This is a genomic window from Tritonibacter mobilis, from assembly GCF_001681715.1.
Classification (GTDB): domain Bacteria; phylum Pseudomonadota; class Alphaproteobacteria; order Rhodobacterales; family Rhodobacteraceae; genus Epibacterium; species Epibacterium mobile.
On the sequence record NZ_LNWY01000005.1, the window covers coordinates 522,607 to 545,294 of the forward strand.

A 22,688-nucleotide genomic window follows, 5' to 3' on the forward strand; every position below is an offset into this window, starting at 1 on the left:
GCCTCGCAATATGCGCCCTAAGGTGGAATTGTCCATGCCATTGTCCAGAGGCACGCTGCCGCAGTCCGCACATTGAGCGCTGAATGAATGCACGGGATTGTGCGGCCTCGGTGCTCTCGTTACGGTGGCGGCAAATGGAAATCTGCCCCGTCACGGGGATCATAAGAAGGCACACGCGATGCAGGATTGGCTGACCATGAGCGCCGCGCAACTGGGCCGCGGTATCGCCGCGGGAGAGATCGACCCGGTGGCACTGACAGAGACTTATCTGGCGGCGATCGACAGCCACCCCGAGACTGCGCGAATCTACACGAAAGTTACCCGGGAGCGTGCTTTGTCTGAGGCTAAGGCCGCGCAAGAACGCGCAAAATCCGGCTTGCGCCGCTCGCCGCTCGACGGTGTTCCGCTCAGTTGGAAGGATCTGTTCGACAGTGCCGGGGTGGAAACCGAATCTGGCTCTGACCTTCTGAAGGGGCGGGTGCCAGATCACGATGCGCTGGTTCTGGAGAACGCAACCGCGCTGGGGTCTGTGTGCCTTGGTAAAACCCATATGAGTGAGCTGGCGTTTTCTGGCCTCGGTCTCAACCCGATTAAGGCCACACCGCCCTGCGTCAATGACCCCGAGGCGGTGCCCGGCGGGTCGTCGTCCGGTGCCGCGGCTTCGGTGGCCTTTGGACTGGCGGCGGGTGCGATTGGGTCTGATACCGGCGGGTCGGTGCGGATCCCGTCGGCGTGGAATGATCTTGTGGGCCTCAAAACCACCTCTGGCCGCGTCAGTCTTGAGGGCGTTGTTCCCTTGTGTCTGAAATTCGACACCATCGGTCCACTGGCCCGTACGGTCGAGGACGCGGCACTGATGCTGGCGCTGATTGAGGGATCGGCCACCGCACCGGATCTGCGCGGTGCCACGGTTGAGGGCAAGCGATTTGCGGATCTTCAAACCGTGGCGCAGGACAACCTCGCCCCCGAGGTTGCCGCCGCACATGCTGTGGCGCTGGACAAGCTGCGCGAAGGCGGAGCGGAGATCGTCCCGCTTGAGGTGCCAGAGCTGCCTGATGCCATGGCGCTTTCGGCGATCCTTTTCACCACCGAGGCCTATGGCCTGTGGAAAGATGTGATTGAATCCGCGCCAGACCTGATGTTCCCGGAAATCCTTGCCCGGTTCCGTTCGGGGGCGGAGTTCTCTGGTGCGGATTACGTGGCAGCATGGGCTAAACTTGAACAGGTGCGCATGGTTTGGGATCAGGCCGTTGCAGGCTTTGACGCGGTGCTGGCTCCTGCGGCGCCGATCCTGCCACCGAATCTGGCCCGCCTGCAGAGCGATCATGACTACTACGTCACCTCGAATTTGATGGCGCTCAGGAACACCCGCATCGGCAACCTGATGGGCGTGTGTGCGCTCTCACTGCCCACGGGCACACCAAGTTGCGGATTGCAAGTGATCGGCCAGCCCGATTGCGAAGAGGCGCTGTTGCGTATTGGCGCGGGCGTTGAGGCTGCACTGGCCTGAAAGACACACTGTTGCACCCGCGCCATCAGCGGGTGGACGCATGCCCGTTTGGCCTGTAACTTACGGGGCAAACGGGGCGATTACGATCCCGGTATTGAGGCACAGACATGAAGTTTCCTGAGCGGTTTGCCCATCTGCCGCCCTACGCGTTCCCGCGTTTGCGTGCGCTTCTTGACCATCACGCGCCCGGTGGCGACGTGGTGCAATTGACTATTGGCGAACCAAAACACGAATTTCCCGCATGGGTCACCGATGTGATCGTGGAGAATGCCTCTGCGTTCAACAACTACCCGCAAAACGAGGGCACCGACGAGTTGCGCGGTGCGATGGCGGACTGGGCGGCGCAGCGCTATGGCGTGACGCTTGATCCGGCGACCCGGCTCATGGCCCTCAACGGCACTCGCGAGGGGCTTTATAATGCGGCCATGGCGCTCTGCCCCGAGGAAAAGAATGGCCAGCGGCCAGTGGTTCTGATCCCGAACCCGTTTTACCAGGTCTATATGATCGCAGCGATTTCAGTGGCGGCGGAGCCGGTGTTTGTGCCCGCAACCGAAGAGACCGGCCACCTGCCGGATTATGCCTCTCTGCCCGAGGATGTGCTGAACCGCACCGCCGTGGCCTATATCTGCTCGCCCGCGAACCCGCAGGGCGCGGTGGCCTCGCGCGCCTACTGGCAGCAGTTGATCGCGTTGGCAGAGAAGTACGATTTCAAGATCTTCGCGGATGAGTGCTACTCAGAGATTTATCGTGATGAGGCCCCCGTCGGAGCGCTCACCGTCGCAGATGAAATGGGTGCAGACCCGGAGCGGGTGGTTCTGTTCAACTCGCTCTCCAAACGCTCGAACTTGCCGGGGCTGCGCTCTGGTTTGCTGGCCGGTGGTCCCGAAACACTGGTGCAGGTGAAGAAGCTGCGCGCCTATTCCGGTGCGCCGATGCCCGGTCCCTTGCAGGCCGCAGCCGCGAAGGTCTGGGCCGATGAGACGCATGTGGTTGAGAACCGCGCGCTTTATCAGGAAAAATACCGCATCGCGGACGAGGTGTTTGCAGGGCTGAACGGATACATGTCACCCGAGGCAGGGTTCTTTTTGTGGCTGCCGGTTGAGGATGGCGAGGCAGCAACACTGAAACTCTGGCAGGAAACCGGTGTGCGGGTGTTGCCCGGTGCGTTTCTGGCGCAAGGCGAAGGCGCGGCAAACCCCGGACATGGATACATCCGCGTGGCGCTTGTTGCGCCCGAGGAGCAGACACGCACGGCGCTGCAGTCGCTGCGCGATTGTCTTTATTGAACTGATATAAATGCCTGCTTCCGCCAATGCGGGGGCAGGCCAAAAGCAAGACGAAACACCCGTGGGGCTGATCCAAGAGCGAAACAGCCGATGCCCCACGCGAGCGAACCGAGGTAGGCATGGCATTTCAAACCCGCAGCAGGAATCCCCTCCTGGACAGCAACATGCAGGCGGCCATTGAAAAGCGTGGCAAGGAGCTGATCGGGCTTCTGCTGATTGGCGTTGGCCTGTTGGTGGCTGCGATCATTGGCTCTTATACGCCGGATGACAGCAACTGGATGGTCTCCACCGATGCGCCGGTGCAGAACATGCTGGGCCAGACTGGCGCGACAATTGCCTTTTTGCTGATCACCTTCCTTGGCAAGGGATCTTGGGCGATTGCCGTGTTCCTGTTTGCATGGGGAACACGTTTCCTGCTGCACAAGGGCGAGGGGCGCATCCTGTGGCCTGCGTTGATGCTGGTGTTCTGGCTCATCGTGGTGGCGCTGCATTTTGAAACGCTGGTTCCGGACGAGGAATGGCGCGCGTTCCACAATTCCGGCCTTGGCGGTATGATCGGCAATACAGCCCTTGGCGGCCTGTTGGCGCTTCTGCCCTTTGGGCTGGCCTTTCTGGTGAAATCGCTGTCGTTTCTGACGGCTGTTGCGATGATCGCGCTGGGCGCTTTCGTACTCGGGTTTTCACGGGATGAGTTGAAGCGTATCGGACGTTTCCTGCTGCTGGGCGTGCTGCTGGCCTATGATATGATTGCACGTCTTCTGGGTCGCAGCGCTAGTGGCGGGCTTCAGGCTGCGCGCACATGGCAGCATCGCCGTGCAGAGCGCCGCGCCGAGGTCATCGACTGTGAGGACGATGCTCTGGTCTACAGCGAGCCGATGGAGCCGAGCAGCTTCACCCGCGCAGAGCCGCAGTTTGGCCTGCATGCGCCTGCACCGACTCCGCAGCCGCAGCCTGCTGCTGCACCTGTCGTTGAGGAACGTGGTGGACTACTGAGTCGCGCGACGAACCTCATTCGCCGCGCAGAGCCGGTAGAGATGCCGGAGCCCGAACTTGTGGAACAACAACCTGTTGTCGACGTGCAGCAGGCCCCGGGTGATGAGCGTATTGCACAGAAGATTGCCAACGCGGTGCGTATCCGTCGTGCCCAAACCACACCGCCAGAGCCAGATCCCAATCTGCCGCTCACCAAAGGACGTGGCAAACGCCCGGAGCCGTTGATCTTTAACGCACCCGCTCAAACGGCAGCAGAGCCGCCGATTTCTGCGCCCGCGCAACAGATTCCAACCGCGCCGACGATTACCAGCGTGATCCCACAGGCACCAACCCTCGAGGAAACCACGACCTCGTCGCCTGAGACCTTCTTTGTGGATGAGGTGCCGACTGAAGATCTGCCAGAAGAACCGGTTGCAACCATGCCCTCCGCGCCTGTGGCAGAGGCTGCGCCGCGCGTTCAAATCACGCCGCGTACTGACCCTGCCCCGGCAGAGCATGCACCCGTGGAACGTGCTGCAATGAACATTCCTGTGGCAGAGCCGCGCAAGGCCGTGGTCGAACAGCCCCAGCGCAAACCGGTTCAACCTTCGACCCGCGCCAAGGCCGAAGCGCAACCGAACCTCTTCAAAGAAGATAACAGCGATTTTGAATTGCCGCCGCTGTCTCTGCTGACCAACCCGACAGCAATCGAACGTCATCACCTGAGCGATGAGGCTCTGGAAGAAAACGCTCGCATGCTGGAAACGGTTCTGGATGATTATGGCGTCAAAGGTGAGATCGTCTCGGTGCGCCCCGGCCCCGTCGTCACCATGTATGAGCTGGAGCCAGCACCGGGTCTCAAAGCCTCGCGTGTGATCGGTCTGGCCGATGACATCGCGCGCTCCATGTCAGCCTTGTCAGCGCGGGTTTCGACCGTGCCCGGCCGGACGGTGATCGGGATCGAGCTGCCGAACGAGAACCGCGAAAAAGTGGTGCTGCGCGAAATCCTCGCCAGCCGTGACTTTGGCGATGGCAACCAAAACCTGCCGCTGGCCTTGGGCAAGGATATTGGCGGCGACAGCATGGTCGCCAATCTCGCCAAGATGCCTCACCTGCTGATCGCGGGGACCACCGGTTCCGGTAAATCGGTGGCGATCAACACGATGATCCTGTCGCTTCTCTATAAGCTCACGCCAGAGGAATGCCGCCTGATCATGATCGACCCGAAGATGCTGGAGCTTTCCGTCTATGACGGCATCCCGCATCTGCTCTCTCCGGTTGTGACCGACCCGAAAAAAGCGGTTGTGGCGCTGAAATGGGTCGTGGGCGAGATGGAAGACCGCTATCGCAAGATGTCCAAAATGGGCGTGCGCAATATCGCGGGCTACAATGGCCGCGTCTCTGAGGCGCTAGCCAAAGGCGAGATGTTCAGCCGTACCGTGCAGACCGGGTTTGACGACGACACCGGCGAGCCCGTGTTTGAGACCGAAGAGTTCGAGCCCAAGAAACTGCCCTATATCGTCGTGATCGTCGACGAGATGGCCGACCTGATGATGGTTGCGGGCAAGGAGATCGAGGCCTGCATCCAGCGTTTGGCGCAGATGGCGCGCGCCTCGGGTATTCACCTCATCATGGCCACGCAGCGACCTTCCGTGGACGTCATCACCGGCACCATCAAGGCAAACTTCCCGACGCGGATTTCCTTTCAGGTGACCTCCAAGGTCGACAGCCGCACCATCCTTGGTGAGATGGGGGCTGAACAGCTCCTCGGGATGGGCGATATGCTTTATATGGCAGGCGGGGCCAAGATCACCCGGTGCCACGGCCCGTTTGTGTCCGATGAAGAGGTCGAAGAGGTGGTGAACCACCTGAAACAATTCGGTCCCCCCGATTACGTCGGCGGCGTGCTGGATGGCCCTGACGATGAAAAAGCGGAAAACATCGACGCGGTGCTGGGCCTCAATACGGGCGGCAACACCAATGGCGAGGATGCGCTCTATGATCAGGCGGTTGGAATCGTCATCAAAGATCGCAAATGTTCGACCTCTTACATCCAGCGAAAGCTCGGTATCGGATATAACAAGGCCGCGAGGTTGGTGGAGCAGATGGAGGAAGAAGGTCTCGTATCTGCCGCAAACCACGTTGGTAAAAGGGAAATTCTCGTTCCCGAGCAATAGGCGACAAAAGGCCGGGCGCTCTGCCCGGCCTCTTCACTTTGGATCACACACGCATATCTTCTAAGTCATGAAACAGTTTGTCTTTGCTCTTGCGCTCGGCGTAACCACTCTGGCCTCTACCGTTGCAACTGCGGCGGAGAAGCTGAGTCTGAATGAGATTTCGGCCTATCTGAACAGTTTTGCCACCGCGCAGGCAGACTTCACACAGGTGAATGACGACGGCAGCCTGTCGACGGGCCAGCTGTACCTGCGCAGACCGGGCAAAGTACGGTTTGAGTATGCAAACAACGGCGGGCTTGTGCTAGCAGAAGCAGGGACCGTGGCGATCATGGACCCCAAATCCAACCAGCCACCTGAAACCTACCCGCTGAGCCGTACGCCGCTTTCGATTATTCTGGCCCGCAATGTAAACTTGGGCCGGGCGAATATGGTGGTGGGGCACGGGTTTGACGGTGTGTCGACCATTGTGCGCGCGCATGATCCCAAAGCGCCAGAGAATGGCAGTATCGAGATGATGTTCACGGACAATCCAGTGCAGTTGCGCAAATGGGTTATTCATGGTGGCTCTGGTGAGGAGACCACTGTGATCCTCGGCGACATGAAGACAGGGATGTCCTTCCCCTCTAGCTTGTTCAGCATTTCGCGCCCCAAACGTGACCGCTGAAACGTAAACTGCCCCGAACCTATTGGGCGCGGGGCAGTAAAATCAGAATATTCGGTGCTTCAGCGCAGCTTGCGACAATTGCTCAACTGGACCTGATAGGCGTTTGAGCGTGCCTCGACCTTGTTGGCTACATTCAACAGCCATGTTTTTCTGCTGAAGGTGCCACGGGCATAGCCAGCGTGACCCTCATGATAGGCTAGATACTGGTTGCGAGCATCCGTGAGCGGGATGCCGTTGCGCTGGAAGCTGCGCGTCATGTACCAACCCATAAAATCGGTCGCGTCTTCGATCTTGTCGCGCCGCGCTCTGCGGCGACCGGTATCTTTCTTATAGTCTTCCCACGTGCCATCCAGCGCCTGACCGTATCCGTAAGCGCTTGATACGCGGCCCATAGGAATGACGCCCAAAGTGTATTTCTGCGGGGTGCGGGCGTTGCCGATAAAGCGGCTTTCTTGGTGGATGGTGGCCATCTGCACATGGATGGGCACACCCCAGCGGCGTTCAGTGTCTTGGAACGCACGCAGGTATTTCGGGCGCTCCGCCACGATGCTACAGGCATTGTCCAAATCCCGAGGGGGAGAATTGTAGCCTCCACCGCAGGCGGCCAATGCCAACAAGAGCGCCAGGGCACTTATGATTCTGCTCATTGCCTCTGCCTTTTGATTTTTTTGGCAGCTTAACCAATCACGCCAAGAGAGAAAATCCCTTTTGAAATGCGGTAACATTTCGCGCGGATTTCAGAAAATACGTTTGAAATTATCGGCTTGCCGAACTGTAAAACGCAGTCGGACAGACTGTTTCTGCAAAATTTCCGCGCCAAGGTTGGACATTCAATGCCGGAAAACGCTAGTACAGGGAAAGAAGAGGGCCGACAAACATGCTGAAAACGCGCGCAAAATATAATCTTGGCCAGGTCGTCCGTCATCGCAAGCACCCGTTTCGCGGTGTTGTCTTCGATGTGGATCCCGAGTTTGCAAATACCGAAGAATGGTATGAAGCGATTCCCGAAGAAAGCCGCCCCGCCAAGGAACAGCCCTATTACCACCTGCTCGCTGAAAACGATCAGACCTATTACGTTGCCTATGTCTCAGAGCAAAATCTGGTGGCAGATTACTCCGGCGAACCTGTGAGCCATCCGGATTTGCATGAAATGTTCACCGGCTTTGATGACGGCAACTATCAACTGCAATATCAGCTGAACTGAAGCGGGACGCCGGGATAACCCGGCATCCCTCAAAACTTAGTAACCGAGCGCGCAGCCATCTTTGCGCGGATCGCTTGCGCCTTCCAGAACACCGGTGTCGTGAATATGGATTGCCTGCGAGCCGCCAATCGCGGTTTCGGGCACCTCGACCTTGTGCCCCATCTCAGACAGCTCGGCGCGCACGGCATCGCTGTAGCCACGTTCGACTTTGAACGTGCCACCATCGGAAAACGCGCGCGGTGCATCCATCGCGGCTTGCGGCTCCATGCCGAAGTCGCGCAGGTTTGACACAAACCGCGCGTGCCCGTTTGGCTGATAGGCGCCGCCCATGACACCAAACGGCATGGTCACACGACCGTTCTCTGCCAGCATCGCGGGAATGATCGTGTGCATTGGGCGTTTGCCACCAGCCAGCTCATTTGCATGTCCGGGCTCAAGGCAGAATCCCGCACCTCGGTTTTGTAGCAAGATGCCGAACTTTTCGGAGGCAATGCCGGAGCCAAACCCATGAAAAATTGAGTAGATCAGGGACACGGCCATGCGGTCCTTATCAACCACTGTGATGTATATGGTGTCCTTGTGGACCGCTTCGCTCACCTCACGTGGGGCGGCCATGGCGCGTTTCGGGTCGATCAATGCGGCGAGGTTCGCAGCCGTTTCCGGTGCCAGCATGTGATCCAGTCGGGACATATGCTCAGGATCGGCGATAAAGCGGTTGCGCGCGTCATAGGCGAGCTTTGCTGCCTCGGCTTCAATATGGGCACGCTCCGCGCCAAAGGGATCCATCGCCGCGATGTCGAAATGCTTCAGGATATTGAGCATCAGGATAGCGGTCGCGCCCTGACCGTTGGGCGGGTGCTCCAACAGGTCGACGCCTTTGTAATGGCCCGACACCGGATCGGTGGCGGTGGCTTGGGTCGCTGCGAAATCTTCGGCAGTGTGAACGCCACCCTGTTGGGTGAGAGCTGCGATCATGTCCTCCGCAATCTCGCCGCTGTAAAAGGCATCGCGGCCCTCGCGGGCGATGCGGCGCAGCACTTCGGCCTGACCCGGTGCGCGGAAGATCTCGCCCACGCGTGGCAGGCGTCCATTGACCAGATATGTGTCGCGGGCGCTGCCCTGAAGGGTGCCGGCGTCATTCCCCCAGTCAAAGGCCACACGCGGCGCGACGGGCACGCCTTCTTCGGCGTAGTGAATGGCTGGGGCCAACACGGCATCGAGGCCGATTTTACCTTCGGTTTCAGACAGATGACAAAAGGCGTCGATCGCGCCGGGGATCGTGACAGCATCGGCAGTATTCAGGGGCACCGTTTGCAGGCCGCGCGCACGCAATGCCGACGCCTCTGCCGCCTTGGGCGCGCGTCCAGAGCCATTCAGCGCCCGTACTGTGTTTTCGCCTGCACGATTGTAAAGAACAAAACAATCGCCGCCGATCCCAGTCATCTGTGGTTCGCAGATACCGAGCAAAACAGCCCCAGCGATCGCAGCATCCATGGCGTTGCCGCCGCGCTTTAGAATATCGATGGCGACCTGTGCGGCCAGCGGATGTGATGTGGCGCAGATGCCGTTTTGCGCGAAGACCGCAGAGCGGCCCGGTGTCTGGAAATCACGCATTCCTGTCCTCCTCTTTTGCGGCGAGCGTAGAGGTCCTGCGGATCGAGGCAATGGCAAAACGCAAATGCTGCGTGAAGTTGGCGTGCAAAAGAGGGATAGGTTTGAGGACTATAGCCCCGACGCCACGCGCTTGGTGGGGGCAAATTACACGACGCCGGGGCAAGCTAAATAGTCCAGCTCTGTGTTGATGTTTCGCGCAGCATTGGGGCCTTCATTTGCCGCCAATGTGGCAGAAATGCGGTGGGCGATCGGTGGGTGTCGTGAAGTTTCTAAAATCCTACCGGCCGCATCTGCTGGGAAGGCCCTACTGTGTCAGCTGGATCTCGAAACACAGCGACAACTGGTTGTTGTCAGTATTGCGCTGGTACTGGATGTCGCTTGCAAGTTCGCGGATCAAAAACCAGCCAAAGCCTCCTTCGGGCAGATCGTCGAGCGGCATGTTGGGATCCACATGTGCAGGTTTGCCCTCGGGAAGTTTTGCATCTGGAAATGGTGCGCCTGCATCGCGAATTTCCACCCACAAACGGTCTGGGTGTAGATTGCAGCGGATCAAAACATCGCCCGTCGCGCTTTCGGCATACGCGTGCTCGACGACATTATTCACCGCCTCGGCGAGGGCGATCTGCACCTCGTCAACCCGGGTATCTGCGATACCCATGTCCTTCAACCGTTGAACCACCGAGACAACGCCGCGTCTGGCGTCTATCTCGGTCGCCTTGAAGGAACAGGCGAAAGTCTCAACCATGAATTTTGGTCCTCAAAGACGATCCCGGCAGTATCAATTCGCGGCGTGCTCTGGATCGAGCGCGTCCTGAAGTGTGTCATAAAGGTTAAAGACAGTGTCCATGCGTGTCAGGCGGAACACCTTGTCGACCATTGGCGTCAGGCCAGCGAGATCCAGTTTGCGCTCTTTGCCGAGTTGCTTCATCGCGGCGACGATTGCGCCCAACCCGCTGGAGTCAATAAAATCCACATGAGACAGGTCAAGAATCACGCGCTCTGGACCGGCTTCGGTCTCTGTACGCATGTCTTCCTTGAATTGAATCGCCATCGCTGCGTCAATGCGCTGGGCATTCACGGTCACGACTTGTGCACCACCTGCTTCCGTGCTCGTAAGGCTCATGAGAGTGTTCCTCGGCTCGTCATACTTGGAACTCACCCTAGACCTTAAATGTTATCATTCAGTATGGATAGTGCCGACAATTGGAGGAGTTAAGAGAATGACCAAGATCGTGATCGCGGGGGCGGCCCGGACGCCGATGGGCGGATTTCAGGGGATGTATGAGAATGTGAGCGCGGCGGATCTCGGCGGAGCGGCGATCAAGGCTGCGCTGGAACGGTCCGGTGCTACAACTGTGGATGAGGTTCTGATGGGCTGCGTCTTGCCTGCAGGGCAGGGGCAGGCTCCGGCACGGCAAGCGGGATTTGCCGCAGGCCTTGGCGAGGACGTCCCGGCCACCACTCTCAACAAGATGTGCGGCTCGGGGATGAAAGCCGCGATGATAGCCTACGATCAGATCGCACTTGGCCATACGGATGTGATGGTTGCGGGTGGAATGGAGAGCATGACCAACGCGCCATACCTGCTGCCTAAGATGCGCGGTGGTGCGCGGATTGGGCATGGTCAGGTCATTGATCACATGTTCCTCGACGGTCTTGAAGACGCCTATGATAAGGGCCGTTTGATGGGCACATTTGCCGAAGATTGCGCCGAGCATTACCAGTTCACCCGCGAAGAGCAGGATGAATTTGCGCTGGGGTCGCTGTCAAATGCGTTGGCGGCACAAGAAAGCGGCGCGTTTGAGGGCGAACTGACTGAAGTTACAGTGAAAACCCGCAAAGGCGCGGTCGTGACCGACGCCGATGAACAGCCCAAATCTGCCCGCCCTGACAAGATCCCGACGCTGAAACCTGCCTTCCGTGAGGGCGGCACTGTAACAGCGGCCAATTCCTCGTCGATTTCGGATGGTGCCGCAGCGCTCGTGTTGGCGTCTGAGGAGGCCGCTGCAGCCCGTGGACTGCAGGTGCGCGGCCATATTTTGGGTCACGCCAGCCACGCGCAGGCACCGGGCTGGTTCACCACCGCCCCCGTTCCCGCGGCGCGAAAGCTGATGGCGCAGATCGGTTGGGACGTCGAGGATGTGGACCTTTGGGAGGTGAACGAAGCCTTTGCCGTGGTGCCGATGGCATTCATGCGCGAGATGGGAATCCCGCGTGAGAAAGTGAACGTAAATGGCGGCGCCTGTGCGTTGGGTCACCCCATCGGCGCGTCTGGTGCGCGCATCATGGTGACGCTTTTGAACGCCTTGGAAAAACGTGGCCTCAAGCGCGGTATCGCCGCAATCTGTATCGGCGGCGGCGAAGGCACAGCCATCGCGATTGAGCGCGCCTGATCTGAGGGCACGCATAATGGCGGCGCAAAAGATGCGCCGCTTTTTACCTATCTGGAGGGCGCGACCCTTCCTCAATATTTGAAAAGGCAAATGTCCCATGCGGGTGAATTACGAGGATCTGTCCAAGACAGTGGCGGCGCTGACCGAGGGAGAAACGGATGAAGTCGCCCTGATGGCCACCGTGGCGTGCGAGCTCCATCACGCGGACGATCGGTTCGACTGGACCGGATTTTACCGCGTGACAGAGCCTGAGGTGCTGAAAATCGGCCCCTATCAGGGGGGGCACGGCTGTCTGGTGATCCCTTTTGCGCGCGGTGTCTGCGGCGCGGCGGCGCGTCTGAACGAGACGCAGCTTGTTGATGATGTCGAGGCCTTCCCCGGCCATATCGCCTGTTCGTCCTCGACCCGTTCGGAAATCGTCCTGCCCGTGCGCAACAAGGCGGGCGAGGTAATTGGGGTGCTGGACATCGACAGCAACCAGCCCGCTGCGTTCGATCAAGAAGATCAGGCGGCGCTTGAGAGCTTGCTGGATGCAGTTTTTGGCAGCCTCCCTGCCGCCAAATGATAGGATCACTCGCTCGTGAGCTTTGACGCTTGGATCGTTTTTACTCTCTTCTGGATCGCCTTTGTCACCACGCCGGGACCAAATGCGGTGAATTGCATTTCCAACGGGATGAACCTTGGCTTTGGTAAGGCGATGCTCGGGGTGCTGGCAATTCTGACGCAAGCGAGCGCCTTTCTGGTTCTCTCAGCACTGGGCGTGACGGCTTTGATTGCGGCGTCACCGACCGCGTTTTTTATCGCAAAGCTGGTGGGGGCGGGGTTTTTGATTTTCTTAGGCATTCGCGGCTGGCGAAATGCCAGAAAACCAGTGCCCACTGCCGCGCGCCCGGCGCGGCATGTTTATTTACACGCGCTCGCCATCGCCACCATCAACCCAAAGAGCGTTGCAGGCTATCTCGCGGCGTTTTCGCAGTTTGTGCAGCCTGATGTGCCGATCTGGTCGCAGATGGTGGTGATCATGCCCACCGCACTCACGCTGACGGCGCTCAGTTATACGGGGTTCACATTGCTGGGTGTCGTGATGGGGCGCGCAGCACTGGCCGCCGTTTTCAACGTCTGGATACGCCGGGTCTTGGCAGTCTGTTTCATCATCTATGGGATACTTCTCGGGGCCAGCAGCACCCCCAGCCCCCAAGCTGGACCCTGAACCCACCCCTTCGCGCTTGACTGTTTAACAATCTTGGCGGCTTCGCTAGGGTCCAGATATTACCAGCTCGCCAGCAAGGCGAAGCAATTACAGGGGTGGAAAGAATGATTAAAGGTCACTGCTTGTGCGGCAATATCGCGTTTGAGACTGCTGCCACACCGGAAGGGCCATCCATGTGCCACTGTGGTCAATGCCGCCGTCAGTCCGGTGGTATTTGGTCATCGGCCTATGTTGCAGATGATGCGTTGACGATCACCGGCGACGTCAGCTGGTACGCCTCAAGCGCGCAAGCAAAGCGCGGCTTTTGCGCCAAATGCGGATCTTTTCTATTTTGGAAGGCCCATGATGAGGACACCACCAGCTTTGCCCTTGGTGCCGTCACCAACCCCACAACAGTGACGCTGGAAAAGCATATCTTTGTCGCTGACAAAGGCGATTACTATGAAATTGCCGACGGTCTGCCTCAGCGCGATTGAGACCGGTTGCCTTTGTGGCATTCCTTCACTGATGTTCATGCCTGTGAATTCCGCATTGCGAATGTGAAGGGCAGGTAACCCGACAGGGCGATATTTTGCTTTATACGTTAAGCAGTTGCGGGCAGATTGCCCGAGCACGAATCGACGTTGAGGGAGAATGTCCATGCGCACGAAACCCGAGAATGTGGACACCCCCCAAGGTCTTGCTTTTGCGCTGACAGCCTATGTCATGTGGGGCTTTCTGCCGCTCTATATGAAGATGCTCGCTCATATTCCGCCGACAGAGGTGGTGGCTCACCGCGTGATCTGGTCCGTGCCGATCGCCGGGGTGTTACTGCTGCTTTTGGGACGTATGGGAGACTTGAAGGCTGCGTTGCGCAGTCCACGCGTTCTGCTGATGGGCTGTGTGACCGCGGCCTTTGTGTCGGTGAACTGGGGCATTTACGTCTGGTCGGTCGGCTCAGGCTATGCGCTGGAGGCTGCGCTTGGCTACTATATCAACCCGCTGTTTTCTATTGCTTTGGGGGCGCTGTTGTTGGGAGAGCGGCTGACCCGCGCCCAGATGGTGGCTGTGGGGCTTGCGACACTGGCGGTGATTATTCTGACGGTGGAAACCGGTCGTTTGCCGCTTGCGGCGCTGGGGCTGACTGTCTCGTGGGGTTTTTACGCCTTCTTCAAAAAGTCGCTGCCCATCGGGCCAAATCAGGGGTTTTTGCTAGAGGTTCTGATCCTCACCATTCCGGCGCTGGGGTATATTATCTACCTGACCGCCACCGGGCAGAGCCACTTTGCCAATGTGCGGTTTGATACGCTGTTGCTGCTGGGCTGCGGTGTGGTGACGGCGGTGCCGCTGATCATCTACGCCAATGGCGCAAAGCTCCTGAAGCTCTCAACCATTGCGATCCTGCAATATATTGCGCCGACCATGATCTTTCTGGTTGCGGTCTTCGTGTTCAAGGAACCCTTTGGCGGTGCGCGCATGGTGGCCTTCCCGCTGATCTGGGCGGCGTTGGTGATCTATTCAGTGTCCTTGCTGCGCGAAATGCGGCGCAAGGGGCGAGAGGCGCTTACCGAGGCAGCGCCTGCTCGCGAACCTTAAGGCGCGGGGTCAGTTGCTGACGCAATCGCGCAGGATCAGATCGGCATTTTCTTGCGGGCCATAGGCAATCAATGCGTCGTTGCCCTTGCCGTGCAACTCATAAGGGCGGTTCTCATCGCGCGACCGGTACCGCATGCCGGAGCCCGAAACCACTTGCGTCATCACCACTTGCTGCCCATCCAGTTGCGCGATGGCCAGCGACTCGCCTGCCTCAGTGTTGATAAACACCACCGGCACGCGCACTCCGCGTTCGCATGTGTACTCGGTCTGGATCGTCGAAAGCGTGGTGTCCGCGGGAACAGCCGTCTCAGCGAGGGCCGGCATAGCCAATGCGGCGACCGGCACAGCGAGAATAAAACGAAACATGGTGCAATCCTGTTAAATATCTGGTGGTCAAACCCACCCCGCAGCAGAGGTAAGTGGCCGCACTGACAGCGGCAATTCAACTTTTCTTGTAGGGCGCGCATTTGCTGACCGCGCCCCAACGTGGCCTCTCGGGAAATGCGCGGTACAGTTCATCTTGCCCTTATGCCGGCGCGGCGCTAGGCAGCGGGCATGACGGTATCCAGTGAGTATTGCCCCCCGAGCGACCCGCTCGACATCCTGCATCACGATGCGCAAATCCTTGTGGTCAACAAACCCGCAGGGCTTTTGTCCGTGCCGGGCAAAGGAGAGCATCTGTCAGACTGTTTGATCAGCCGTATTCAGGCCGCTTTTCCTGAGGCGCTTTTGGTGCATCGGCTCGACCGCGACACGTCAGGGGTCATGGTCTTTGCGATGACCGCGCATGCCCAGCGTCATCTGGGACTGCAATTTGAAAAACGCATGACCAAGAAAACCTACGTTGCCCGTCTGACTGGCAAGCTGGAGCCGCGTTCGGGGACTGTTGATTTGCCGCTGATCGTGGATTGGCCCAATCGTCCGCTGCAAAAAGTCTGCAAGGAAACCGGCAAGCCTGCCCATACCGACTGGAAGGTCATAAGCCACGGCGAGGAGGAGACGCGCGTGCGGCTTCAGCCCAAAACAGGCCGGTCGCATCAGTTGCGGGTTCATATGCAGTCGCTTGGCCATCCGATCCTTGGGGATCCTCTTTACGCAAGTGGCGCAGCGCGGGATTATCCGCGTATGATGCTGCATTCCGAAGAGCTACGCCTCAAACACCCCGAGGGCGGTGCTTCGCAGAAGTTTCGGGCTAAGGCGCCGTTTTAATCGTGGCCTTGGGCTGCGTGCGAAAATGCCGGGGCGTTTGGCCGGTGACTTTACGAAATTCGCGCTGAAAATGGGCCTGATCTGCGTAGCCACAGCAGAACCCGATCTCGGCAAGACTTGTGGCGCTGCGTCGGAGCATCTGTGAGGCAAGATCCGTGCGCATATGGCGCAACGTGGCGGAAAAACTGCCCCCTTCAGCCAGTAAATACCGCTGTAGGCTCCGGGTTGAGAGGCCAAGCGCTGCTGCCGTATCCTCCAGCCGCCACGCCCGTGCAGGATCGATTGCGATCAACCGGTGCAGATGGTCGCTGAGCCTCTCAGACTCGCCGGTATCAATGGCAGGGAGCGCCGGTACGTCTTGCCAGCGGATCTCTCCTTCGCGAGAGGTGCGCACCTCTAGCCCCGCACGTTCCATCAGCGCATGCAAGACGATCAGCTGCGCTTCAATATCTTGTCGGCCTGCGGATGGATCGGCTTTGAGGTGGAGCTTGTTTTCATCCAGTCCCTCCAGATGCATCCGTGACGTGATGGCGCAATACCGTTGCAGGCGGAGGAACTTGCCACAGATCACGCTAGGGTCAGGGATCGAGGTGATGGTACGCACCACGATTGTCTTTGATAGCGCCAGAGCCCCTCGGATGTCATCGGGCGTTGCGTCGCTGGCAACATTGAGCCCCAATGCGGCACGGAAATCCATTTTGTACCTCCCGGCACGTGCCGGCCTTCTGTGTTCCTAAAAACAAATCTAACAAATCGCCAACCTTCCGGTAGCCGCAGCAAGCCTTGCAAGTTTGAGTGAATGTTTGAAGACAAATCTATGTGTAGTGCAGGACAATAAAAAAGAACCGCCCCAAAGGGCGGCTCCAATCGCGATATGTAACGGTCAGGCTTCTGGCGTCCAGCCGCCTACGGCTTTGACTTCCATAAAGTCCTCCAGCCCCCAGACGCCACCTTCGCGGCCATTGCCGGACTGTTTCATGCCGCCAAAGGGGGCACCGGCGCTGCGGGATTTGCCGTTCATCTCCACCATGCCGGAGCGCAACACCCGCGCCAGGCGGTTTGCGCGCGCACCGTCCTGCGTCTGCACGTAGTTGGTCAGGCCGTAAGGCGTGTCATTGGCGATCTCTACCGCTTCTTCCTCGGTTTCGAACGGGATGATGGTCATAACCGGGCCAAAGATCTCTTCACGCGCAATGGTCATCTGATTGTTCACATCGGCAAAGATCGTGGGCTTCACATAGTAGCCCTTGTTCAACCCGTCGGGGCGACCGGTGCCACCAGCGACCAGACGCGCACCCTCGTCGATACCCTTCTGGATCAGATCCTGGATCTTGGTCCACTGAAGTTCATTGACCACGGGGCCGATATGGCGACCTTCCTGTGACGCGGGGCCGACTTCGACCTTATTGGCCACTGCGGCGGCTTCTTCGACCACGCGGTCGTAGATGCCCTTTTGCACCAGCATGCGGGAGGGCGCGTTACAGCTCTGGCCGGTGTTCTGCATCATGTGCAGCACGCCGCGCTTCACGGCCTTTTCATCGGCGTCGTCAAACACAAGGTTCGCCCCTTTGCCGCCCAGTTCCAGATGCACCTTCTTTAGCGTGTCCGCTGCCGCCTTAGAGATCGCGGTGCCCGCGCGGGTGGAGCCGGTGAAGGACACCATATCCACATCCGGATGCGACGAAAGCTGGGTGCCAACGCCCGCACCATCACCATTCACAAGGTTGAACACACCTGCAGGGAAACCTGCTTCATCCACCATTTCCGCAAAGATCATCGCGTTGAGCGGGCTTTGCTCAGACGGTTTCAAAACCATGGTACAACCCGCAATCGCGGCAGCGCCAAATTTAAGCGTGATCTGGTTCATCGGCCAGTTCCATGGGGTAATCAGCGCCGCGACGCCGACAGCCTCATAGATGATGCGGTCATTGGGGGCGTGATCGCCAAGGGGGCGTTCGAACTGGAAATTCTTCGCGGCCTCGATAAAGCCGTTCAGGTGCCATGTGCCTGCACCCACCTGACTGGAGCGCGACAGATCGATGGGGGCACCCATCTCGGTGGACATGGCCTGCGCCAGATCCTCGGCGCGGCTGTTGTAGATGCCGATCAGCTTTTCCACCAGCGCGATGCGCTCTGACGGTGGGGTGGCCATCCAGCCGGGCAGGGCGGCCTTGGCGGCAGCAACAGCGGCATCCGTGTCAGCCTGGCTGCCCAGCGAAATCACCGTGCAGGGGTCTTCGGTGGATGGATCGATAACGGCACAGTCATTGGCTGCCGAGGGCTGAACCCACTGGCCATTGATGTAGAATTCGCGTTTCTCAAGCATGGTAGGCTCCCTGATCGAGGCTTGGAATTTGGCCGATTGGCGGCCATCTGGCGCCACTGTGTCAGCGCCGGTGCTGCGCGGCAAGTCAGATTTTTGATCAAATTCTGAAATCACGCATACTCCTGCCAACACGCCGGTAAGCTGCGACAAATTCAAAGGCAGGCGGGCTATGCCCTTTAACCCCCGGAGAAAGCGAGTAGGGTTGCCTCAGCGATTCACGCGACTTCAGACAAGAGGAGCACTCAAATGGGTTTGCGTATTAACGACGTAGTGCCGAATTTCACGGCTGAGACCGATCAGGGAACCATCACCTTTCACGACTGGATTGGTGACAGCTGGGCGATCCTGTTCTCGCACCCCAAGGATTTCACTCCGGTCTGCACCACCGAGTTTTCCGCTGTGGCGCAGCTCTCTGAGGAGTGGGCCGCACGGAACACCAAAGTCATTGGCGTGTCCGTCGACAGCGCCGAGGATCACCGCAAGTGGAAAGGTGATATTGAGAGCTATGGTAAGGCCTCCGCTGGCTTCCCGATCATCGCAGATGAGGGGCTTGCGGTATCAAAGGCATTCGACATGCTGCCCGCCGAAGCCTACCTGCCCGATGGCCGCACACCTGCCGACAGCGCCACCGTGCGCTCCGTCTTCATCATCGGCCCGGATAAGCAACTGAAGCTCTCAATGACCTACCCGATGACTGTGGGGCGGAACTTTGCCGAGATTCTGCGGGCGCTGGACGGTTTGCAAATGTCCGGCAAGGGCGTTGCAACCCCCGCAAACTGGGTGCCCGGCGAAGATGTGATCATCCCGCCTTCGGTCTCCAATGAAGATGCAAAAGCGAAGTTTGGCGAGTTCGAGACCATCTTCCCTTACCTGCGCAAAACAAAAGCGCCGCAGTAAGCCGGTCGTTCGAGACCCAAAGAAAAGACAAAAGCCATCGCAACCGCTGCGATGGCTTTTTGGTTCTGGATCAGCCCAAGCGCGTACCCTTACGGGGTTGGTTGAAACGGGCGTTTTGCGTCCTGTGCATTTCGTGCGTTCCAGATGCCACGTAGATAAGCCCAGTTTTTTGCCCGTTTGCGACGGGACAGTAGTGTCACCGGGGATAGCAACTGTGCGAGTGCCTCTCGCAATGCAGTGCCAAAGGCGTTGGGCATGCCATGTTTGCGGCAGGCATACACACGGGATTGCCCCATGTACCATGCCTTCAGCGCGGCTGTCTGGGGCGACCTCACAGTCGATTCACCAAACAGATGGACAACTTCTGCCGTCGTCACCAACCGCAATGCGCCACAGCTTTTTTGCAGGCGCAGGCTGAGATCATCATCTTCGTGATAGAGAAAAATGTTGGGGTCGAACCCCTGCACCCGTTCAAAGGCTGTCCGCCGCACAAAGATTGCCGACCCCTGCAACACTGGAAGCTCGCAGTCAGCTTGTGCTGAATCCCGTGACAGCCATTGGGATTTGGCAAGAAGTTTACTGCGCCGTTTGAAGGCGATCTTGCCGTTGCCCTCTCGCAGACGCGGGTTAAAGGCGCAGGCCTCAGGGTGGGCATCCGCCGCTGCCAGCAACGCATCCACTGCGCCGGGCGTAAGCTGCGCGTCTGGATTGACGAAAAAGAGAAACTCGCTCGTTGCCTGCGCAGCCCCGAGATTACAGCCCGGTCCAAACCCGATGTTGCGTTCCGATATGATCAGTTCTGCACCATAGTGTTCGGTCAATGCGCGCGTCGCGCTCGGGTCATTGGAACCATTGTCCACCACAATGCAGGTCACATCCTCTGGGACCGACGCCAGCAGCGTCGGCAGAACCGCAGCAGAATTATAGGCAACAGTGACGAGCGTAACGCGGGTCATATCGTCCCTTTCAGTGCATCGGGGGGAAGGCCATAAAAAATGCCCGGGAGACATCGCTCCCGGGCACCTTATGTCAGATCAGACTGTCGTGGGACAGATCTTACTCTGCATCTTCTTTCTTCTCGGCGACGATCTCTTCGCCGGTTTCCTGATCCACAACTTTCATGGACAGGCGCACCTTGCCGCGATCGTCAAAGCCCAGGAGCTTCACTTTCACTTCCTGACCTTCCTTCAGCACATCGCTGGGGTGGTTCAGGCGGCGGTTTTCGATCTGGGATACGTGCACCAGACCATCGCGCTTACCAAAGAAGTTCACGAAGGCGCCAAAGTCGACGATCTTCACAACCTTACCGGTGTAAACTGCGCCTTCTTCCGGCTCTGCCACGATCGCGTAGATCATGTCATAGGCCTTCTGAATGGCTTCGCCGTTTGCGGAGGCAATCTTGATCACGCCATCGTCGTTGATGTCGACCTTGGCACCGGAGACTTCAACGATCTCGCGGATGACTTTGCCGCCGGAACCGATGACTTCGCGGATCTTGTCGGTCGGAACCTGCATGGTTTCGATGCGCGGTGCGTGCTGCGAGAACTCGGACGCTTCGGTCAGCGATTTTGCCATCTCACCAAGGATGTGCAGACGACCCGCTTTGGCCTGAGCCAGCGCGTTTTTCATGATTTCAGGCGTGATGCCTGCAACCTTGATGTCCATCTGCAAGGAGGTGATGCCTGCTTCGGTACCCGCAACCTTGAAGTCCATGTCGCCGAGGTGATCCTCGTCGCCAAGAATATCGGTCAGGATGCCGTAGGAGCCGTCGTCCTCCAGCACGAGGCCCATGGCCACACCGGCAACCGGTGCTTTCAGCGGCACACCTGCGTCCATCATCGACAGCGAACCACCACAGACCGAAGCCATGGAGGAAGAGCCGTTCGATTCGGTGATCTCGGAGACCACGCGGATGGTGTAGGGGAAGTCGGTCGGTGCTGGCAGAACCGCCTGCAGCGCGCGCCATGCCAGCTTGCCGTGGCCGATTTCACGACGACCGGGCGAGCCCACGCGGCCTACTTCACCAACCGAGTAGGGGGGGAAGTTGTAGTGCAGCAGGAAGTTCGATTTGAAATTGCCGTGCAGCGCATCAATGAACTGCTCATCGTCGCCGGTGCCCAGCGTGGTCACCACGAGACCCTGCGTTTCGCCACGGGTGAACAGAGCAGAACCGTGTGTACGCGGCAGAAGGCCGGTCTGGCACTCAATCGCGCGGACCTGATCCAGAGCACGACCGTCGATGCGGCGACCATTCTTCACAACGTCGCCCCGCAGAACAACGGATTCGAGCTTTTTCAGCGCGGAGCTGAGGTTGCCGTCTTCCCGCTGCTCTTCGGTCAGGGATGCGATGATCTCTTCTTTGGCAGCGCCAACAGCAGCAACGCGTTCCTGCTTGTCAGAGATCGCATAGGCTGCGCGCATCTTCTCTTCGCCCGCTGCTTTAACGGCAGCATAGAGGTCGGAGTAATCCGGCGGGGTGAAGTCGAACGGCTCTTTTGCGGTTTCTTCCGCGAGCGAGACGATCAGGTCGATGACCGGCTGGATCTGCTCATGTGCGAAGGTCACAGCGCCGAGCATTTCTTCTTCGGTCAGCTCGTAAGCCTCGGATTCGACCATCATCACGGCGTCTTTGGTGCCTGCAACAACAAGGTCCAGACGCTGCTCGGGGTTGAGGCGCAGGTCCTGCATGTCGTCGACGGTCGGGTTCAGGATGTACTCGCCATCCTCGTAACCGACGCGCGCACCCGCGATCGGACCCATGAACGGCACGCCAGAGATGGTCAGCGCCGCGGAGGCAGCGATCATCGCGACGATGTCGGGGTCATTGACCAGATCGTGGGACAGCACGGTGCACATCACCAGAACTTCGTTTTTGAAGCCGGGAACGAACAGCGGGCGGATCGGACGGTCGATCAGACGTGCAGTCAGCGTCTCTTTTTCAGTCGGACGCGCTTCACGTTTGAAAAAGCCGCCCGGAATCTTACCGGCGGCGTAGTATTTTTCCTGGTAGTGCACGGTCAGCGGAAAGAAATCCTGACCGGGCTTTTGTTCGCGAGCGTAGGTCACGTTGGCCATGACCGAGGTTTCGCCGAGGGTCGCGATCACGGTGCCATCTGCCTGGCGCGCAACCTTACCGGTTTCCAGTGTGAGCGTTTCTTCGCCCCACTGCATTGTTTTCGTCGTTACGTTGAACATCTATCGTATCCTAAGTCGGAGCGCTCCCAGGCGTATCCCGGGTCTCCTAATTGCGTGGCGGCCCCATTGCCGCCGACCCTTATGCTATCTTTCTTTCGCGTGCCGGGGTCTGGGCACATCGTCTCAGATAGTTCCGCCCATACATGAGTTCGTTGCAGAAAGAAAGTGTTCGCTTGCGATGCGCCGCGCGGGATTAAGCGCGAGCGCTGCGGTTCAGGGTCTTACGTTCGGCGGCATCCAGCCGTGCCAAGGCGGCCTCTGGCGACAGGCCGTCACGGCGCGCGGCTTGCCAGATGCGCTGGCAGGACTGCGCGGACCAGGGCAATGCGGCCTCCTGCAGCCATGCGCGCAAAGGTGCGGGCAGACGATCATAAGCCGCCATTGGGTCCTCGCGCCTGCGCCGGGTAGGCAGTGCGACTGCCCCCCGGTTGCCGTTCTTATCCCGACGTCGCATGG

General features: G+C 58.9%; 22 protein-coding genes. 12 read left to right on the forward strand and 10 right to left on the reverse strand.

The features are described from left to right. Positions 1-178 precede the first annotated feature (178 nt). The 4 genes from UB90_RS06580 (at position 179) to UB90_RS06595 (ending at position 6,609) form a co-directional block, all read left to right on the forward strand. Positions 179-1,510, forward strand: coding sequence for an amidase (locus UB90_RS06580; RefSeq protein WP_065325437.1), 1,332 nt, complete (start codon positions 179-181; stop codon positions 1,508-1,510). A gap of 107 nt (positions 1,511-1,617) precedes the next feature. Beyond that, entirely contained in the window at positions 1,618-2,796 is a 1,179-nt protein-coding gene (locus tag UB90_RS06585; protein ID WP_065325436.1) for an aminotransferase class I/II-fold pyridoxal phosphate-dependent enzyme, read from the forward strand. A 119-nt stretch (positions 2,797-2,915) separates the two neighbouring features. Then, on the forward strand, positions 2,916-5,945 hold the full coding sequence (locus tag UB90_RS06590) for a DNA translocase FtsK (protein WP_065325435.1): 3,030 nt from the start codon (positions 2,916-2,918) through the stop codon (positions 5,943-5,945). Positions 5,946-6,012: 67 nt separating this feature from the next. Beyond that, a complete protein-coding gene (locus tag UB90_RS06595) occupies positions 6,013-6,609 on the forward strand; it encodes a LolA family protein (RefSeq protein ID WP_065325434.1) in 597 nt (198 codons plus the stop codon). A 59-nt stretch (positions 6,610-6,668) separates the two neighbouring features. Here the strand turns inward: UB90_RS06595 and UB90_RS06600 are convergent, their stop codons facing one another. Further along, the gene (locus UB90_RS06600) at positions 6,669-7,256 is read right to left on the reverse strand and encodes a transglycosylase SLT domain-containing protein (protein ID WP_065325619.1); all 588 of its coding nucleotides are present in this window, start codon (positions 7,254-7,256) and stop codon (positions 6,669-6,671) included. 230 nt (positions 7,257-7,486) lie between these two features. Between UB90_RS06600 and hspQ the strand changes: the two genes are divergently transcribed. After that, a complete protein-coding gene (gene hspQ, locus UB90_RS06605; RefSeq protein WP_005616823.1) occupies positions 7,487-7,813 on the forward strand; it encodes a heat shock protein HspQ in 327 nt (108 codons plus the stop codon). A 36-nt stretch (positions 7,814-7,849) separates the two neighbouring features. Here the strand turns inward: hspQ and UB90_RS06610 are convergent, their stop codons facing one another. From UB90_RS06610 to UB90_RS06620, 3 genes are all read right to left on the reverse strand, one after another. Then, positions 7,850-9,427, reverse strand: coding sequence for a gamma-glutamyltransferase family protein (locus UB90_RS06610; RefSeq protein WP_065325433.1), 1,578 nt, complete (start codon positions 9,425-9,427; stop codon positions 7,850-7,852). Positions 9,428-9,731: 304 nt separating this feature from the next. After that, entirely contained in the window at positions 9,732-10,172 is a 441-nt protein-coding gene (locus tag UB90_RS06615; RefSeq protein WP_005616828.1) for an ATP-binding protein, read from the reverse strand. A 33-nt stretch (positions 10,173-10,205) separates the two neighbouring features. Further along, positions 10,206-10,550, reverse strand: coding sequence for an STAS domain-containing protein (locus UB90_RS06620; protein WP_005616829.1), 345 nt, complete (start codon positions 10,548-10,550; stop codon positions 10,206-10,208). 97 nt (positions 10,551-10,647) lie between these two features. On the opposite strand from UB90_RS06620, the gene UB90_RS06625 reads away from it, so the two are divergent. The 5 genes from UB90_RS06625 to rarD all read left to right on the forward strand — a co-directional run bounded on the left by UB90_RS06625 (position 10,648) and on the right by rarD (position 14,605). Continuing rightward, positions 10,648-11,820, forward strand: coding sequence for a thiolase family protein (locus tag UB90_RS06625; RefSeq protein WP_065325432.1), 1,173 nt, complete (start codon positions 10,648-10,650; stop codon positions 11,818-11,820). A 97-nt stretch (positions 11,821-11,917) separates the two neighbouring features. Continuing rightward, positions 11,918-12,385 carry a GAF domain-containing protein gene (locus UB90_RS06630; protein WP_065321505.1) on the forward strand — a complete coding sequence of 156 codons (468 nt, stop codon included), beginning with the start codon at positions 11,918-11,920 and terminating at the stop codon, positions 12,383-12,385. 15 nt (positions 12,386-12,400) lie between these two features. Continuing rightward, the gene (locus tag UB90_RS06635; protein WP_005616836.1) at positions 12,401-13,030 is read left to right on the forward strand and encodes a LysE family translocator; all 630 of its coding nucleotides are present in this window, start codon (positions 12,401-12,403) and stop codon (positions 13,028-13,030) included. Between the two features lie 104 nt (positions 13,031-13,134). Further along, positions 13,135-13,506, forward strand: a complete 372-nt coding sequence (locus UB90_RS06640; protein WP_039983301.1) for a GFA family protein — start codon at positions 13,135-13,137, stop codon at positions 13,504-13,506. Between the two features lie 163 nt (positions 13,507-13,669). Next, positions 13,670-14,605, forward strand: a complete 936-nt coding sequence (gene rarD, locus UB90_RS06645) for an EamA family transporter RarD (RefSeq protein ID WP_065325431.1) — start codon at positions 13,670-13,672, stop codon at positions 14,603-14,605. A 9-nt stretch (positions 14,606-14,614) separates the two neighbouring features. Here rarD and UB90_RS06650 read toward each other — a convergent pair whose 3' ends face one another. Then, positions 14,615-14,971 carry an MliC family protein gene (locus tag UB90_RS06650; protein WP_065325430.1) on the reverse strand — a complete coding sequence of 119 codons (357 nt, stop codon included), beginning with the start codon at positions 14,969-14,971 and terminating at the stop codon, positions 14,615-14,617. A 189-nt stretch (positions 14,972-15,160) separates the two neighbouring features. Between UB90_RS06650 and UB90_RS06655 the strand changes: the two genes are divergently transcribed. After that, positions 15,161-15,814, forward strand: a complete 654-nt coding sequence (locus UB90_RS06655; protein ID WP_065325429.1) for an RluA family pseudouridine synthase — start codon at positions 15,161-15,163, stop codon at positions 15,812-15,814. On the opposite strand, the gene UB90_RS06660 is transcribed toward UB90_RS06655, so the two are convergent. Together UB90_RS06660 and UB90_RS06665 are read right to left on the reverse strand one after the other, a co-directional pair. After that, on the reverse strand, positions 15,798-16,511 hold the full coding sequence (locus tag UB90_RS06660) for a helix-turn-helix transcriptional regulator (RefSeq protein WP_065325428.1): 714 nt from the start codon (positions 16,509-16,511) through the stop codon (positions 15,798-15,800). The two genes, UB90_RS06655 and UB90_RS06660, sit on opposite strands and share 17 nt — an antisense overlap. A gap of 186 nt (positions 16,512-16,697) precedes the next feature. Continuing rightward, a complete protein-coding gene (locus tag UB90_RS06665; protein WP_065325618.1) occupies positions 16,698-18,140 on the reverse strand; it encodes an aldehyde dehydrogenase family protein in 1,443 nt (480 codons plus the stop codon). A 246-nt stretch (positions 18,141-18,386) separates the two neighbouring features. On the opposite strand from UB90_RS06665, the gene UB90_RS06670 reads away from it, so the two are divergent. Continuing rightward, positions 18,387-19,037, forward strand: a complete 651-nt coding sequence (locus tag UB90_RS06670; RefSeq protein ID WP_009177442.1) for a peroxiredoxin — start codon at positions 18,387-18,389, stop codon at positions 19,035-19,037. Positions 19,038-19,126: 89 nt separating this feature from the next. Here the strand turns inward: UB90_RS06670 and UB90_RS06675 are convergent, their stop codons facing one another. From UB90_RS06675 to UB90_RS06685, 3 genes are all read right to left on the reverse strand, one after another. Further along, positions 19,127-19,993 (reverse strand): glycosyltransferase family 2 protein, encoded by an 867-nt coding sequence (locus UB90_RS06675; protein WP_065325427.1) that lies wholly within the window; start codon positions 19,991-19,993, stop codon positions 19,127-19,129. A 100-nt stretch (positions 19,994-20,093) separates the two neighbouring features. Continuing rightward, entirely contained in the window at positions 20,094-22,232 is a 2,139-nt protein-coding gene (pnp, locus tag UB90_RS06680) for a polyribonucleotide nucleotidyltransferase (protein WP_009177771.1), read from the reverse strand. 193 nt (positions 22,233-22,425) lie between these two features. Next, entirely contained in the window at positions 22,426-22,686 is a 261-nt protein-coding gene (locus tag UB90_RS06685; protein WP_227512120.1) for a DUF6525 family protein, read from the reverse strand. Positions 22,687-22,688 lie beyond the last annotated feature (2 nt).